15 protein-coding genes and 2 pseudogenes are annotated in these 15,319 nt (G+C 72.1%); 7 read left to right on the forward strand and 10 right to left on the reverse strand.

All coding sequences use genetic code 11. The annotated features are described in order from the left end of the window. A pseudogene (locus AOK00_RS30940) lies at window positions 1–586 on the reverse strand (hypothetical protein); the annotation flags it as partial. A 234-nt stretch (window positions 587–820) separates the two neighbouring features. Between AOK00_RS30940 and AOK00_RS30945 the strand changes: the two are divergent. Continuing rightward, window positions 821–1,384 (forward strand): DUF7010 family protein, encoded by a 564-nt coding sequence (locus tag AOK00_RS30945; RefSeq protein WP_055603514.1) that lies wholly within the window; start codon window positions 821–823, stop codon window positions 1,382–1,384. A gap of 127 nt (window positions 1,385–1,511) precedes the next feature. On the opposite strand, the gene AOK00_RS37745 is transcribed toward AOK00_RS30945, so the two are convergent. From AOK00_RS37745 to AOK00_RS30950, 3 genes are all read right to left on the reverse strand, one after another. Continuing rightward, window positions 1,512–1,682, reverse strand: a complete 171-nt coding sequence (locus tag AOK00_RS37745) for a thiazolylpeptide-type bacteriocin (protein WP_015036315.1) — start codon at window positions 1,680–1,682, stop codon at window positions 1,512–1,514. 36 nt (window positions 1,683–1,718) lie between these two features. Further along, on the reverse strand, window positions 1,719–1,895 hold the full coding sequence (locus AOK00_RS37750; RefSeq protein ID WP_073912617.1) for a thiazolylpeptide-type bacteriocin: 177 nt from the start codon (window positions 1,893–1,895) through the stop codon (window positions 1,719–1,721). A 142-nt stretch (window positions 1,896–2,037) separates the two neighbouring features. Beyond that, a complete protein-coding gene (locus AOK00_RS30950) occupies window positions 2,038–3,576 on the reverse strand; it encodes a SagB/ThcOx family dehydrogenase (RefSeq protein WP_254047568.1) in 1,539 nt (512 codons plus the stop codon). 466 nt (window positions 3,577–4,042) lie between these two features. Between AOK00_RS30950 and AOK00_RS30955 the strand changes: the two genes are divergently transcribed. The 4 genes from AOK00_RS30955 (at window position 4,043) to AOK00_RS30970 (ending at window position 9,287) form a co-directional block, all read left to right on the forward strand. After that, window positions 4,043–5,503 (forward strand): multicopper oxidase family protein, encoded by a 1,461-nt coding sequence (locus AOK00_RS30955; RefSeq protein WP_055603515.1) that lies wholly within the window; start codon window positions 4,043–4,045, stop codon window positions 5,501–5,503. Window positions 5,504–5,564: 61 nt separating this feature from the next. Then, the gene (locus AOK00_RS30960) at window positions 5,565–7,214 is read left to right on the forward strand and encodes a class I adenylate-forming enzyme family protein (RefSeq protein WP_063886697.1); all 1,650 of its coding nucleotides are present in this window, start codon (window positions 5,565–5,567) and stop codon (window positions 7,212–7,214) included. Next, window positions 7,211–8,200: a 2-amino-3,7-dideoxy-D-threo-hept-6-ulosonate synthase gene (locus tag AOK00_RS30965; RefSeq protein ID WP_055603516.1), complete on the forward strand. Its 990-nt coding sequence runs from the start codon at window positions 7,211–7,213 to the stop codon at window positions 8,198–8,200. Before AOK00_RS30960 ends, AOK00_RS30965 begins: the two co-directional genes overlap by 4 nt. Then, the gene (locus AOK00_RS30970) at window positions 8,172–9,287 is read left to right on the forward strand and encodes a 3-dehydroquinate synthase II family protein (protein ID WP_030320419.1); all 1,116 of its coding nucleotides are present in this window, start codon (window positions 8,172–8,174) and stop codon (window positions 9,285–9,287) included. The genes AOK00_RS30965 and AOK00_RS30970 overlap by 29 nt, the downstream gene beginning before the upstream one ends. 95 nt (window positions 9,288–9,382) lie before the next feature. On the opposite strand, the gene AOK00_RS30975 is transcribed toward AOK00_RS30970, so the two are convergent. Then, window positions 9,383–9,988 (reverse strand): response regulator transcription factor, encoded by a 606-nt coding sequence (locus AOK00_RS30975; RefSeq protein WP_030320420.1) that lies wholly within the window; start codon window positions 9,986–9,988, stop codon window positions 9,383–9,385. Between the two features lie 115 nt (window positions 9,989–10,103). Further along, window positions 10,104–10,631 carry a hypothetical protein gene (locus tag AOK00_RS30980; RefSeq protein ID WP_055603517.1) on the reverse strand — a complete coding sequence of 176 codons (528 nt, stop codon included), beginning with the start codon at window positions 10,629–10,631 and terminating at the stop codon, window positions 10,104–10,106. Between the two features lie 149 nt (window positions 10,632–10,780). Between AOK00_RS30980 and AOK00_RS30985 the strand changes: the two genes are divergently transcribed. Then, the gene (locus AOK00_RS30985; RefSeq protein ID WP_055603521.1) at window positions 10,781–11,764 is read left to right on the forward strand and encodes a helix-turn-helix transcriptional regulator; all 984 of its coding nucleotides are present in this window, start codon (window positions 10,781–10,783) and stop codon (window positions 11,762–11,764) included. A 61-nt stretch (window positions 11,765–11,825) separates the two neighbouring features. Here the strand turns inward: AOK00_RS30985 and AOK00_RS30990 are convergent, their stop codons facing one another. After that, window positions 11,826–12,086 carry a hypothetical protein gene (locus AOK00_RS30990; protein ID WP_055603518.1) on the reverse strand — a complete coding sequence of 87 codons (261 nt, stop codon included), beginning with the start codon at window positions 12,084–12,086 and terminating at the stop codon, window positions 11,826–11,828. Between the two features lie 897 nt (window positions 12,087–12,983). Beyond that, complete coding sequence (locus tag AOK00_RS30995; protein WP_030320427.1) at window positions 12,984–13,199, reverse strand: EF-hand domain-containing protein; 216 nt, start codon at window positions 13,197–13,199, stop codon at window positions 12,984–12,986. 74 nt (window positions 13,200–13,273) lie between these two features. Between AOK00_RS30995 and AOK00_RS31000 the strand changes: the two genes are divergently transcribed. Next, a complete protein-coding gene (locus tag AOK00_RS31000; RefSeq protein WP_055603519.1) occupies window positions 13,274–13,912 on the forward strand; it encodes a hypothetical protein in 639 nt (212 codons plus the stop codon). A gap of 17 nt (window positions 13,913–13,929) precedes the next feature. Here the strand turns inward: AOK00_RS31000 and AOK00_RS31005 are convergent, their stop codons facing one another. Further along, a complete protein-coding gene (locus tag AOK00_RS31005; protein WP_254047569.1) occupies window positions 13,930–15,183 on the reverse strand; it encodes a YncE family protein in 1,254 nt (417 codons plus the stop codon). Continuing rightward, window positions 15,183–15,319: pseudogene (locus AOK00_RS40835) on the reverse strand (polysaccharide deacetylase family protein); the annotation flags it as partial. The gene AOK00_RS31005 and the pseudogene AOK00_RS40835, both read right to left, overlap by 1 nt.

The following is a 15,319-nucleotide window of genomic DNA, read 5'->3' on the forward strand; positions in this document are numbered from 1 at the left end:
CGACGACCTCGCCGGCGAGCCGGAGCGTGCCGGAGCCGGGCTCGCCGGCGAGGTCGTCGATCGTCCGCAGGAGCGCGGGGGTCAGGGCCCCGTGCACGACGGTACGGAAGCGGTCGAGGCGCGGGTCGCGGGCGGTGGCTCCGGAGGGTCCGCCGGCCTGCCCGCCGTATCGGCCGCCGGGCTCGATCCGCTCGACGGCGCCGTGCTCGCGCAGCGGCAGGTAGGGCGGCTGGACGGCTTCCAGGCGGCCGAACTCGCGGGCCTGGTCGAGGTAGGTCTCCTCGGTGAGGGCCCGGGGCGGGTCGAGCGGGCCGGCGTCCAGGGCCCGGGCGATGCCCTCCCAGTCGGGGCCGCCGCCCGGGACGCCGGTGGCGTCGCGGGCGAGGATGTCGACGTGCGGCCCGTGGAGCCACCCGCGGCGCAGCTGGACGGCGGGAGCGCCCGCCTCGTTCAGCGCGCGGGCGACCGGTACGACGTACCGGGCGAGCCAGGCCGGTGTGACCGGCATCCGTGTGTGCAGCCGCACTCCCGTCAGGCCGTCGGAATCCGGCTTCACGGCAGTGCGCTCCAGCGCATCAACCCCCATGCTTTCGCACCTTCCGAGAATTCGAGAACAACGTCCTGGACTTTCTTTGCCTTCCGGCCGCAATCATGTGACGGAGAATTGCGCGGCGATAGGGGAAAGGGATCCCGGCTGACATGTGTCACCCTTTCCGTGACGCTCGGGCCACGGCTTCGTTCGAGACGGGTCCGAGTCTGACTGGCTGAAAATAGACAACGCGGTCGGATCATCGAGGAGCGTCGTTGTAAGGTCCGCGCCATGACTACGGAAACCACCGACGCCGAGTGCCTGGCACTCACGCGTAATCTGCGCCGTCGCGGCGCGATCGTCCTCGCCGTCTTCGCCCTCGTATGGGCCTTCGCGGGCGGTTCGGGAATAGCGGCGGTGCCCGTGTCCGTCGCGGTCGGCGTCGTCGCCGCCGTCGTGACCGCCGGCGCGGTGGTGTTCGCCTTCCGGGGCACCGCGGGTCCGGTGACCCGTCTGGTCCGCCTGCCGGAGAAGTGGAACCGGGGGGTCGGCCTGGTCAACATGGCCGAGCTGGTGGCGATCTTCGCGGTGATCGCCGCGTCGAACGCCTCAAGTCACCCCGAGTTCATCCCGGTCGGGATCTGCCTCGTCGTGGGCCTGCACTTCTTCCCGCTCGCCCGCCTCTTCGACCAGGGGCAGTACAAGTGGACCGCGATCTTCCTGACGGCGGTCGCCCTGGTCGGGCTCGTCGTCCTGGCGGCCGGCACCACGGCGGAAACGATCCGCACGGTGGTGGGCCTGGGCGCGGCGGTCGTGCTGTGGGCCTCGTCCTTCCACGTGGCCCTGCGCGGCTGACGCCCCGGAATCCCCGGACTCCGCCGGAATCCCCGGAAGCACCGAAACGCACGCGAGGATGCGCCACCCGGCCTGAGCCGGGCGGTCGCATCCTTCGTGCGTCGTGCGTTCAGCCCCGGTTACTCGGTCAGCAGGCCGAGCAGGTGGAGGAGGACGACGACGAGGTGCCGATCGAGCCGCTGGAGGCACCCATCTCCGGGAGGGCCACGCCCTGGGCGACCTCGAGGGTCTCCAGCTCCGCGACGTCGAAGTTGTCGAAGGCCGCGTCGTCGCCGTTCTTGATGTCGTCGATGCTCATGGTGTGTTTCCTTTCAGCGTTTCGGTTGGGGGATGTTCAGCAGGCGGAGCAGGTGGAGGAGCTGGAGGACGAGGTGCCGATCGAGCCGCTGGAGGCACCCATCTCCGGGAGGGCCACGCCCTGGGCGACCTCGAGGGTCTCCAGCTCGTCGACGTCGAAGTTCTCGAACGCCTTGTCCGCGTCCTGGCCCTGCTTGATGTCGTCGATGCTCATTCTGAATTCCTTTCCGAATTCTTCTCGGCAACCGTTCGGCTGCAACACCAATAATGCTGACCGGCCATCCCCCGCACCAGCCTTTCCGGGCTCTGCCTGACGTTTATCACGCCCGGAATAACCGGCGTCATGCCGGAAGGACTCAGGGGTTCTCGGGAAGGGACCACTCGGGGCTGTTGAGCATCCGCCACCCTTCCCCCGGCTCACCTGCGACGGAGTCGTCCGGGCGCCGGCTGCCGAGCAGGAAGTCGCCCACCGAGGACTCCTGGAGGTAGTCCAGGCCGAGCACCCGCGCGGACATGTCGGCATCGCCGTTGCCCAGCGCGCACGGGGCGAGGCCGAGGGCCGTCGCGACCAGGTACATCGTCTGGTAGAGCACGCCCGTATGCCGGAGCGTGGTCGCGTAGGCGATGGCCCGGTACTTCCACGACATGCGCTGGAAGCGGGCCGTGACGGTGACGAGGACGTCGGGGCGCGCCTCCATGCCGGTGGCCCGCGAGGCCACGTGGAAGAGGGACTCCCGGTCGGCCTCCTCCTCGTTCCGCAGGACGAGCCGGTGGCCGACGGGGTCGTAGTAGTAGATGCCGGGTGCCAGCCCCTCGCAGCGCCGCACGGTGACGTACAGCTCCAGCTCGTACCCCTGGCCGCCGCTCGGGTAGGGGCGGGAGACCACCTCGTCGCGGTCGCTGCCGGGCTCCGGCGTGTAGTGGGCGCGGACGCGGGCGACGCGGTAGAGGAACTCGCCCAGCTGGCGGGCGGTCATCTCCTGGTCGCCGTAGCCCCGGATGGACCGCCGGGTCTCGATCGCCGTGGTGAGGGACGGGTCGTGCGCCGCGATCTCCTCCCGGGTCGGCCGGTGGAGCGGCACGGCGGGGCCCTCGGGGACGGGGCGTACGGCCGGCCGGGGCTCGATGGCGCCCCGGTGGGGGTAGACGGCGCCGAACACGTCGTCGTACCGGCCGGAGCGGATGCGCGAGTGGAAGAGGAGGTCGTGGAAGTCCCACTGGCGCAGGACGGGTTCGCCGTCGGAGGCGAAGACCCCGCCCTCGTCGGCGAGTTCGGCGAAACCGGCGCCGACGAGGTGACCGAGGACGTCGGCGGTGCCGGCCTCGTCGAGACCGGCGTCCGCGCCGAGGCGGGCGGGGGTGCCGGGCTCGCCGAGCGCGGCGGCCAGGGTCCGGGCGGCCGGGTCGGTGAGCACCGCCCGGAACTTGACCAGCGGCGACTCCAGGACGAGGGCGCCTTCGCGGCTGCGGCAGAAGGCGAAGCGGGAGAGCCGTACGGTCGCGTCGGCGGGGACGAGGACCGGCACATGGGCGGCGTCGCGCGCCACCGGCTCCAGGCGGAGCAGCTCGCGGCCTCCTCCCCGGGCCAGGACCGCGTGGCCCACCAGGTGCCGGGCGCGGTCGAGGACCCGTTCGAACTGGACGCGCTCGGCGGGGCGAAGGCCCTCGTACAACTCCTCCGCGGGCAGGGGCCCTTCGGCGAGCCGTTCCAGGGCGGTCCGGACGCCGTCCCGGACCGGGCGGAGGGCGAGCGAGGTGGCGGGCCCGGCGAGGGTGGCGACGTCGCCGTCCCCGGAGGTGAAGAGGACCCGCACGCCTCCGGTGAACGCCGGTACGGCGAGGGCGGGTTCGAGGGGGCGCGGGCCGGTGTCCGAGGGTGTCTGCGTGGTCTGCACGGTGCCTCCGTGGGCGCGAGGATGACGGTCCGGCGCCGGGGCCGTGCGGCCCCGGAGGCCGGCGGGCGGGAAGGCGCCGTACGCAGGGCAGACGCCGGGCACCACTCTCGCGCGGGGAATCGGCCCCCGATCGGCGCGCGCCGAAATCGGTGACATTTCCCGGGCGGGGAGTGACGGACGGCATTGCGCACCGTGACTCCCGTCATTCCGGATTGCCTGATTCCCGTAGCCACCGGCGGAAATGACCGAGGTCATCGATCGCGTGACACATGCAAGAACCGGCGCGAACCCGCTCGGAGTTCCGGCCGTTCGCGCCCATGCTCGGAGAGCGAATTCATCACCGTTCCCGAAGCACGGCCCGAAGCACGGCCCGAAGCACGGCACCATCGCCCGAACCGTGCCCGACCAACCCCCGGCCCACCCCCGAACCACCGTTCCCGGAAAACCGTCACGTTAGGAATCCGCTGTGTTCTCTCGCCGCAACGCGATACGACTCGGACTCACCGCCGGTGCCGTCGGCGCTGTCGGCGCGGCCGGCGGGGTGTTCCAGAGCCTCACCTCCGGTACGCAGGCGGTGGCCGCCGAGCCGCCCGCCGGCCCGCCCGCGGTCACCCCGTTCACCGTGCCGCTGCCCCGGCCCCGGGTTCTCGCCCCGTACCGGCGGACCCGGTCGGCCGACTACTACGCGGTCACCATGCGCAGGGCGCGGGTCGAGATCCTGCCCGGACTGCGGACCGAGGTCCTGACGTACAACGGCACCTTCCCCGGCCCCACCATCAGGGCCCGCAGCGGGCGCACGGCCGTCGTGAAGCAGATCAACGCGCTCTCCGCACCGACCTCGGTCCATCTGCACGGCGGGAACAACCCGCAGGACCAGGACGGCGGGATGATGGACCTGATCCAGCCGGGCCGGTCGAAGACCTACGTGTACGCCAACCGTCAGGTGGGCGCCACGCTGTGGACGCACGACCACGCCCACCACATGGAGTCCGAGCACGTCTACCGGGGCCTTTCCGGGCTCTACCTCCTCGGCGACGAGGCCGAGGACGCGCTCGGACTGCCCTCGGGGCCGTACGAGGTGCCGCTGATCCTCCGGGACGCGCACTTCGACGCGGCGGGGCAGATGGTCTACACGATGGACGACGCGCTCAACCGCACGACCATCCTGGTCAACGGGGCCCCCTGGCCGTACATGAAGGTCAAGGCCCGCAAGTACCGCTTCCGGATGGTCAACTCCTGCAACCTGCGCATCTTCGTGATGGCGCTCTCCGACGGCAGCCCCATCATCCACGTCGGCTCGGACGGCGGGCTGCTGCCGGCGCCGGCGCCCTCGCCGGTGATCGTCCTCTCCCCCGGCGAGCGCGCCGACTTCGTCGTCGACTTCTCGCGGTACGCGCCGGGCACCCAGGTCACCCTGGCGAACATGCTGGGCCCCGGGCCGACCGAGCTCGTCGGGCAGATCATGCGCTTCGACGTCGAGGAGAAGGTGACCGACACCAGCCGGGTGCCGGACGTCCTCACCACCCTGCCGCCGCTGCCCACGCCGACCGTGGAGCGGAGCTTCGAGCTGCGGATGGACGAACCGGGCACCGGTCACCTCGCGTACATCAACGAGAAGACCTTCGACCACGACCGGATCGACACCGAGATCGCCTGGGGCTCCACCGAGGTGTGGACGGTCAAGAACACCAGCACCACCGTCCCGCACAACTTCCACACCCATCTGGTGCAGTTCCGGATTCTCGAACGGGACGGAATGCCGGTCTATCCGGCGGAGGCCGGCCTCAAGGACACCGTCCTCCTCTTCCCGGGGCAGACCGCGAAACTCCAGCTGACCTTCGACACCCACCGCGGGGTCTTTCCCTATCACTGCCACATGATCGACCACAGCGCCATGGGAATGATGGCTCAGATGCGCATCTCCTGACCTCTACCGCACCTCTGCATTCTCCGCACCTCTGAACTTCTCTTTCCGGAAAGGAGGAACCATGTACGTACGCCGCATTCTCGACGCTCTCGGAAAGGACCCGGGGCGCGTGGTGATCCACCGCGCCGACGAGGCCGTCACCGCCGGCCGGCTCGCCGGATCGGTGCGGGCCACCACGGCCCTGCTGCACTCCCGCGGCGTCCGCCCCGGTGACACCGTCGCCGTGCTGACCGGCCCCAACCGGCCGTTGATGCTCGGCGCCCGGTACGCCGTCCATCTCCTGGGCGCCACCTCCGTGTACGTACGGTCGATGAATCCGCGTACCGACACGGAGACCTTCTCGGTCGCCACCCAGGCCCAACTCCTGGAGGACCTGCGGGTGTCGGTGCTGCTCGTCGACGACGAGAGCGCCGAGCGCGGCGACTGGCTCACCCGCCGCGTCCCGGCCGTGACCGCGCTGACCGTCCCCTGGGGAACGGCGGCCGTATCCACCGAACCGCTGCCCGCGCGACTCCCCGAGCCGCGCCCGGACGACCTCGCGACCGTCGAGTTCACCAGCGGGAGCACCGGACGGCCGAAGATGGTCGCCCAGCGGTACGACACACGTGAGGAGCTCGTCAGCCGTCTCGCCCATGGCCTCGATCCCCGGGGACCCGCGACACTGCTGTCCGTCACGCCGATCAGCCACACGACCGCGCCGATGGCCGACGCGGTGCTCGCGAGCGGCGGACGGGTCGTGCTGCACGACGAGTTCGACGCGGGCGACGTCCTGGACGCCTTCGAGCGGCACGCGGTCACCGACGTCTATCTCGCCGTCCCCCACCTCTACCGGCTCCTGGACCATCCCGCCGCACCGCGCACCGACCTGTCGTCGCTGCGCCGCATCACCTACAGCGGCACCCCGGCGGCGCCGGCGCGGGTGGCGCGGGCCGTCGAGCTCTTCGGCGACGTGCTCATCCAGGTGTACGGGACGACGGAGGCGGGCGGCATCAGCAGCCTCAACCCGCTGGATCACCGCGAGCCGGAGCTGCTCGGCTCGGCGGGCCGGCCGTTCCCCTGGGTGCGTGTGGAGATCCGCGGCCCCGGCGGCGGCCCCCAGGTGGAACGGGGGGTCTCGGGCGAGATCTGGATCAGCTCGCCGACGGTCACGGCGGGTTACCTCGGCGACGAGGAACGCACCGGCACGGTCTTCCGCGACGGCTGGCTGTGCACCGGCGACCTGGGGCACTGGGACCGGTACGGCTACCTCCGGCTCGACGGCCGGGTGGGCGACGTGATCAAGCACGGCGGGCTCAAGCTGGACCCGGCGGCCATCGAGGAGGCGCTGATGCGCCATCCGCAGGTGCGTCAGGCCACGGTGTTCGGAGTGCGGGACCGCGACTGGGTGGAGCAGGTGCACGCGGCCGTCGAGCTGTACTCGGGGGCCGGGCAGACCTCCTGCGACCTGCGCGGATACGTGGGCGCGGCGCTGACTCCCGAGCACACTCCGGTACGCGTCTCGGTCTGGCCGCGGCTGCCGCTCACGCCCTCGGGCAAACCGGACCGCGCCTATCTGCGCTCCGTCTCGCCACCGGACCCCGCCCCGCGCGTCGGCGGGCCGACCCTCAGCTCCCCGCGCGGAGCCACCGCGCGGGACGACCCCGTCCGCGTGAGCGGCGCGGGTCACCAGCCCGATCACGCCTCCTCGCGAACCAGAAAGGGCGTTCCATGACCGGTTTCGGCCACTTCGCCCGGTCGCTGCGGCTACGGCGGCTCTACCGCCACAGCACGGCCGGCCTGATGATCACCCCTCTCGACCATTCGATCCACGACGGTCCCGTGGTGCCGAAGGGCACCACGCTCGACCAGCTCGCCGCCCGGATCGCGGCCGGCGGCGCCGACGCCGTCGTCGTGCACAAGGGCAGCGTCCGGCACATCAGCCCGGAGCGGTTCGCCGCGATGTCGCTGATCATCCACCTCAACGCGAGCACCAGCCAGGCGCTCGACCCCAACGCCAAGTACGTCGTCGCCGGCGTCGAGGAGGCCCTGCGCCTCGGCGCGGACGCGGTCAGCGTCCACGTCAACCTCGGCTCCGACGACGAGCGGCAGCAGATCGGCGACCTCGGCCGGATCGCCGACGCCTGCGACCGCTGGAACCTGCCGCTGCTCGCGATGGTGTACCCGCGCGGGCCGCGGATCAGCGACCCCCGGGACCCGGCGGTCGTCGCGCACGCCGTGACGATCGCCGCGGACCTGGGCGCGGACCTGGTCAAGACCGTCTTCCTCGGATCCACCGCGGAGATGCTCGACCTGACCGCGGCCTGCCCGGTGCCGGTGCTCGTCGCCGGCGGACCCGCCCTGGAGAAGGAGGAGGACGTCCTGGCGTACGTCAGGGACGCCATCGCCGGAGGGGCGGGCGGGGTGGCCATGGGCCGCAACATCTTCCAGGCCAAGGACCCGCGCGCGCTGGCGGCCAAGGTCGCGAGGATCGTCCACCACTTCCCCGAACAGCACTTCACCACCGGCCCGTTCAGCGAGTCGGGCGGCGGGGAGCGGCTTCACAGCGAACGCCTCACCCCCGACCACCTCGACGGCACACCGCTCGACGACCCGCACCACGACGACACCCACCTCGACGGCCCGTCGCTCGACGGCTCGTCTCTCGACCATCTGACAGGAGGTCCGCATCATGACGGACGCCAAACTGTGCTGGCTTGACATCCGCGAGGCCGGCGCCGCCACCGCCGCCGTCCTCGAGGAGGCCGTGCACCAGAAGATCGACGGCATCGTCGCCGCCGACCCGGCCGTCTTCGCCGGACTGCCGCCCACCGTCCGCAAGGTCCTGCTCTTCGAGGACGGCGCCGCCACCGTGCCCGCCGACCTGGGCGAGGCCGACGTCGTGATCGTCCCCGGCCCGAAGGACGGCCGCGCCGAGCTCGAAGCGGCCCACCCCGACGTGCAGTTCGGGCGGTACGTGGAGATCGTCGACGCCGACACCCTGGAGGACGCCTGCCTGGCGGCGCGTCTCGAGGCCTGGAGCGTCCTCGACTTCCGCGACCCGACGAAGATCCCGCTGGAGATCGTCATCGCGGCCGCCTCGGGCGCGCCCGGTTCCATCGTGACGACGGCCGCCGACACCGAGGAGGCCGAGATCCTGTACGGCGTCCTGGAGCACGGCTCGGACGGGGTCCTGATGCGGGGCCGTACGGTCGGCGACGCGACGGCCCTGCGGACCGCGGCGACCGCGCACGGCGGGGAGATCTCCCTGGTCGAGCTGGAGGTCACGGCGACCACGCACATCGGCATGGGCGAGCGCGCCTGCGTCGACACCACGACCCACTTCCGCAAGGACGAGGGCATCCTGGTGGGTTCCCACTCCAAGGGCATGGTCCTGTGCGTCAGCGAGACCCACCCGCTGCCGTACATGCCGACCCGTCCGTTCCGTGTCAACGCGGGTGCCCTGCACTCCTACACCGTGGGGCAGAACGGCCGCACCCACTACCTGAGCGAGCTGCACGCCGGCAGTTCCGTCCTGGCGGTCGACGTCGACGGCCGTACGCGGCCCGTCAGCGTCGGCCGGGTGAAGATCGAGACGCGTCCGCTCATCTCCATCGACGCGGTCGCGCCCAGCGGTCAGACGGTCAACCTGATCCTCCAGGACGACTGGCACGTGCGGGTCCTCGGCCCCGGCGCCTCGGTGCTCAACAGCACCGAGCTCAAGCCGGGCGACCGCATCCTGGGTCACCTGCCGACGGCCGACCGTCATGTCGGCTACCCGATCAACGAGTTCTGCCTGGAGAAGTAGGAGCGCACGGAGCGCCCTGCTCCACCATGTCGTGAAGCCCCGCCCCGGCACGCCTCGTGCCGGGGCCGGCGCGCGTCCGGCCTCCCCCACCGTCCTCACAGCAACCCGCATTCCGCCGCGATGCGCGCCGCGTCGAACCGGTTGCGCCCGCCGAGCTTCTTGATCGCCGCCGAGGTGAGGTTCCGTACCGTCCCCGCCGCGAGGTAGAGCTCGCCCGCGATCTCCTTGACGGTCGCCCCGCCGGCGGTCAGCCGCAGGACGTCCGTCTCCCGGACGCTGAGCACCGTCTCCCCCGCCGTCGGCGTCCGCAGCAGTCCCGGGTCGACGGTGAGGCAGCCCCCCGCGACTCCCACGAGGGTGGTGATCAGCTGCGGCAGCCGGGCCGTCTTCGGTACGACTCCGAGTGCTCCGGCGGCCACCGCCCGGTCCACGACGGACGGGGTGGCCGAACCGACCATCAGCGCCACTCCGCAGCTCGGGTGGTGCGAGCGCACCTCGGTGGCGGCGTGCAGCGCCTTGCCTCCCATGGTGCTCTCGCCGAGCAGGAGCACCGTGGGCCGGTGCCGCTGGACGGCCGGGAGCACCGCCTCGAAGGTCGTGGCGAGCCCCACCACGTCCAGGCCGTTGGTGCCGTTCAGGGTCTCGGCGAAGGCCTCCAGGACCAGTTGGTGGTCACCGGCCACGACGACGCGAATGGACATCTCTCTCCCCGTGGTGACTTCTGTGGTGCCTTCTGTGTGGTGAGTGCTGTGCGGTGACTGTGCTGTGTGCCGACTTCTGTGTGGCTTCTGTGGCGGCCCTCGCGGGCCGCCGGTCTCAGCGGCTGGCCGCCCGCGCCGCGTCGGCGGCCAGGCCGTCGACGACGGAACGGAGCCAGCTGCGGTCGCCGGCCGTCGTCGTGTCCGGTCCGGCCGCGCCGGCCGGGGTGTGCTCGATGTGCCGGGCGCCGGGTGGCAGCGCGACCGCGAGGGCGGCCGACACGGCGCGGAAGGCGCGCAGCAGTTCACCGGGGGCTTCCGGCGCCGGCAGCACGACGACGGCGGCGTTCACCGGGCCCGCGTCGGTGGCGATCTGGCCGGGCAGCCGGCCCGCCTCGGCCGGATCGCGGATGTCGATGCGGTACGGCAGGGCGAGCAGACCCGCGTCGTTGAGCGCCTTGCAGAGGAAGGCCGCGTTGGTGGCGGCGTCGTCGCCGCGGTCCGGGTGACCGGCGCCGACGACGGCGACGATCGCCCCCGCGGCGCTCAGCCGTGTCGCGAGCTCCCGGCCGATGCCCGTGGTGGCGTCGACGACGAGCACGACAAGACCGTCGAGCCGCGGCGGGGAGGAACCGGTCTGGAGCACGTGACGTCCCTTTCGAGGAGATCGTCGAACGGGTAGCGTGATGATCGTGTGAATGGGGTGAATCGGGTCGCTCGGGCGATGGGGCGCGGAACCCGGTTCGGATCTCCGCCCCGAATGACCCTGGGGCGGTACGACCATTGGGGGACACCGTGGACGAGGTCTCGTCGCTCGACCAACACACGCTGGGCGTGTACCGCGCGATCCTGTTCCACAAGGAGCACGATCCCGAGCGCCTGGCGAAACTGCTGAGCTGCACGACGGAACAGGTGGAGGAGGCGCTCGACCTGCTGACGCGGCTCTCCCTGCTCGCGCCGTCCCGGGACAGTCCGGGCCGGATGCGCGCGGTGAACCCGTCACTCGGTCTCAAGGTGCTGCTCCAGCGTGAGGAGCGCGAACTCGCCTCGCGGCAGCAGCGGATCGAGCAGAATCGTGCCGCCCTCGCCGCTCTCGCGGCCGAGTACACGGCATCGGGCCGCTCGGGCGGTCTCGACGGGGCGGAGCACCTCGACAACGTCGACGACATCCGTACCCGTCTGGAGGCCCTCGCCGAGTCCTGTACGCGCGAGTCGCTCGCCTTCCATCCCGGCAAGGCCCTCACGGAGGAGTCCGTCGAGGCCGGCCGGCCCCTGAACGAGCGGGCGATGGAGCGGGGCGTCCGCTTCCGGACCATCTATCTGGACAGCGTCGCGGGTGACCGGGTCACCCGGGCACACGCCCAGTGGATGGCGGAGCGCGGCAGCGAGATCCGTACCTCGCCGACGCTTCCGATGCGGCTGCTCATCGTGGACACGGCGGCGGCGGTGGTCGCCGGGCTGCCCGGTCAGGCCCAGCCGTCCGCGCTGCTCTTCAGCAGCCAGCCGGTGGTCCTGGCCATGCGCGCCCTGTTCGAGGCCTACTGGGAGCACGCCTCCCCGCTGAACGGCCCGGGGGACGCCCTGCCCGGCGGGCTCACCCCGCAGGAGCGCAAACTGCTCCAGCTTCTGGCGAGCGGTCTCACCGACGAGGCCGTGGCGCGGGCGCTGGGCATCGGGGTGCGGACGGAGCGGCGGATCGTGGCCGACCTGATGGAGCGGCTGGGTGCGTCGAGCCGGTTCGAGGCGGGGGTGCAGGCGACCCGCAGGGAGTGGATCTGACTCCGGGAGTCGAGCCGGAGCGGGGCGGCGGCCGTGGCGGCGGTCGTGACGTGCATGGCGGTCAGTCCCTGGGGGCGATCGGCCAGACGAAGTCGTCCGGGATCTCGATGACGCAGGGCAGTTTGGGGAGCGTCGGGACGCAGGGGAGGTCCGGCATCTGCGGGTTCGGCGGCGTCGGCCAGACGAAGTCGTCACCGCGCTGGGCGAGGCTGTTCGGGGCGGTGGGGGCGGCCTCGGCCGGGGAGGCGATCACCAGGCCGCCGAGGACGGCGGCGGCGAGGGCGGCGAGGACACTGCTTGTGCGGCGGGAGCGACAGGACATGTGGGTCTCCGTTCCGGGTTCGGATGCGGTACGAGTGCGGCGTACGTGCGTGTCAGGAGTCCTTGGCGGCCGGTGACTTTTCAGCCGTCCCGTCCGCACACCTAGAGGAAATCACCGCGGGGCCCCGGCTGTCCGCTTCCGGACAGGCCAGGAAGCTGCCTGGCAACGAGCTGCCTCACGACCTGCTGGAAAGCGCGGGGGCAGGCCTCGGGCGGACCCCCTTCTTCCGGCCAAAAGGCCAGGTGGGGGGCGCAGGCGAGATCGTTCGCGCGGCAGGCCGCGATCCGGCCACGGGCATGTGGTGCAGCGAGTTGCCACCGGCACGGAGCGGCCGGGGGACGGAACGCGCCCCGCCGGACGGCCGGCGGCGGACGGGCGGGGGACGCCGGGAAGGCGGCCGGGGAACGCTCGGGGAACGATTCCGTGCGGATCCGGCACCACGGTCAGCGGCGCCGGGACGACCACGTTCGCCGCGAGGACGGACACCTCCGCGCGCGGCGGGCGCGGGGCCGTGGCCCTTCGTGCGCGAGCCGACGTCCGACGAGTTCGCCGAGTTCGCCGAGGCGCACGGCCAGACCGTGAAGACGAGGAGCCGCAGGAGCGTGGTGGTGGCCGCGGCGGGTATCCGCAGCTCGGCCGTGCCCGCCTGGGCGGGGACCGTGCCGGGCGGGGCGACGGTGAGGACGGCGGCCGCGGCGGGGACCGCGCAGGGCGGCGGTGAGGACGGCGGCGGGGACCGCGCCGAGCAGGGCGGCGGCGAGGACGGCGGCCGCGGCGAGTGCCGATGCCGTCGGACGGCCCGGGGTACCGAGGGGTCCGGGAAGCGTCACCGGACGATGTCACCGGGCCCCGGACGGGCGGCAACTCAGCGTTGCGCCGCCCGTCGGGGCGGGCGGGTCAGGCCTTGCTGTAGTGCGCCCAGAACTCGTCCCAGGACAGCACGCCGTCGCCGTTGTCGTCGCGCTGCTTGATGAGCACCTCGGCGACCGACTCCGTGACGTGGAAGTCGCCGTGCTGGGCCATGAGGCTCTTGTACTCCGCGGCGGTGATGAAACCGTCCCCGTCGGCGTCGAACTTGTTGAATGCCGTGCGTGCCGAGTCGATGTCCGCCACTGCTTCCGCCCCTTCTTGGTGCTTCTCTGACGGGGCTCAGATTAGCTGGCCCGGGCCTGCCGGATGATGGGGGTATGAGCGACGAGGTGGCACGGATCCTGGCGGCGGCGGCGCGCGGGGACTTCCCTCCCCCGGACGGCACGACGACGGTCGTGCCGCAGCCGGGCCCCCGGGACGCCGGGGTGCTCGCCTTCACCGCCCACTCGGTGGTCTTCACCGACGCCGACCCGGAGTGGGTGCGGGCCGCGCTCGCGGCCACGTCGAGCGACCCGCTGGCGGCCAGCATGAACCCGGGTTTCCTGATGGCGCTGATGACCCGTACCGGCCGGCACATGAACACGATCGACCTGCTCACCGTCGCCGACGCCCTGCCGGGCGCTCCCCCGCTGGAGCTCCGGGAGATCGTGGACCCGGACCACCCCCGGGTCGCGCGGGCGCTGAAGTTCCGCGACGAGGTCCGGGTGTGGGCGGCGGACGGCGGTCTCGTGGTCCTGGGCCGGGGAGTGGCGGGCCGCTGGGAGGCGGCGGTCGAGGTCGACGAGGAGGTACGCCACCGGGGCCTGGGCCGCGCCCTGGCCGCGGCGGCGCGGCATCTCACGCCGGACGCCGTGGTCTGGGCGCAGCAGTCCCCGGGCAACGCCCGCAGCGTCCGTGCCTTCCAGGCGGCGGGCTACCGCCCGGTGGCCTCGGAGGCCCTCCTGGTCGCGGGCTGACCGTCCGCCGACCGGCTCTACCGGAAGACGCCCGTGTGGCCGAGCGAGTAGCGCCCCGGCTGCGGGTAGACGGCGAGGCCGTGGGGTCCGCCGCCGACCGGGATGCGGGCCAGCTGCTTCCCGGTGGTGGTGTCGATCGCGTACACCTCGGAGTCGTAGCGGCCGGAGAGCCAGAGGACCTTGCCGTCGGCGGAGACGCCTCCCATGTCGGGGGATCCGCCGTCCGGCAGCCACCACTTCTTCGTCAGCCTGTCCTTCTCGAAGTCGAAGACGGAGATGGAGCCCTCGCCGCGGTTGGGGACGTACATCTCGCGCGAGTCCCGGCTGATGTAGAGCCCGTGGGCGCCCTTGCCGGTGGGCAGCAGGGTCGGGGTGGTGAACTTCGCGCCGTCGAGGACCCACATGCCGTGGGCCATCATGTCGGCGATGTAGAAGGTCCTGCCGTCCGGGGAGAGCTTCACGTCCTGCGGCATGGCGCCCTCGAAGGGCAGTTTCTGCTGGCCGATCACCTCCATCCGCTCGGTGTCGACCTTGAGCAGCTCGCCGGAGAACTCGCAGGAGACGACGAAGTAGCGTCCGTCGGCGGAGAAGTCGGCGTGGTTGACGCCGTAACAGCTGACCGGGACGGTCTTCTTCCGTTCCATGGTGTGCGGGTCGCGGAAGACGAGTTCGCGGTCGAGCGAGGCCATCACGACGGCGTACTTGCCGTTGGGCGTGAAGTAGAGGTTGTACGGGTCGTGGACCTCGACGGGCTTGCCGGCGACGCCGGTGGCCGGGTCGATGGGGGTGAGGGTGTGGCCCCGGTTGTTGTTGACCCAGAGGGTCTTCAGGTCCCAGGAGGGCACGACGTGCTGGGGCTGGATGCCGACGGGGATGGTCTCGACGACCTGGTAGGTGGCCGGGTCGATGACGGAGACGGTGTTGGAGTTGGTGTTGGGGACGTAGACCCGGGAGGGGAAGTTCTTGACGACCGGCGAGAGCTTGTCGGGCCGGTCGGCGGCGTAGACGTCCTTCGGGTCGAGCGGCGGTGGCATCCCGGGGAGCCCGGCGGGGGCCGCGGCGGGCTTGGGGACGGCGGGGGCGGCCTTCTTCACCGGGGCGGCGCCCTCGCCCGGGTCCCCGCTGCCGCAGCCGGCGAGCGCGGCGAGCAGGGCGGCGGCGAGGAGGGTCCTGGTCCGCCTCGTGAGGGGGCGCCGCGCGAGGGGGCGCTGCGTGAGGTGTCCCTGGGTGCGGTGTCCCTGGGTGCGGTGTCTCTGCGTGCGGTGTGCCATCAGGTCAGCAGCTCCGTGGTGGTGACCGCGCGCAGTCCGCGGCGGTCGAGGTCGGCGAGGAGGAGGGGCAGCGCGGCGGCGGTGTCCGGGTAGCCGAAGTGCAGGCTGACGACGGATCCGGCGCGGACGGATCCGG

It is taken from the genome of Streptomyces aureus (genome assembly GCF_001418135.1).
Taxonomy (GTDB): domain Bacteria; phylum Actinomycetota; class Actinomycetes; order Streptomycetales; family Streptomycetaceae; genus Streptomyces; species Streptomyces aureus_A.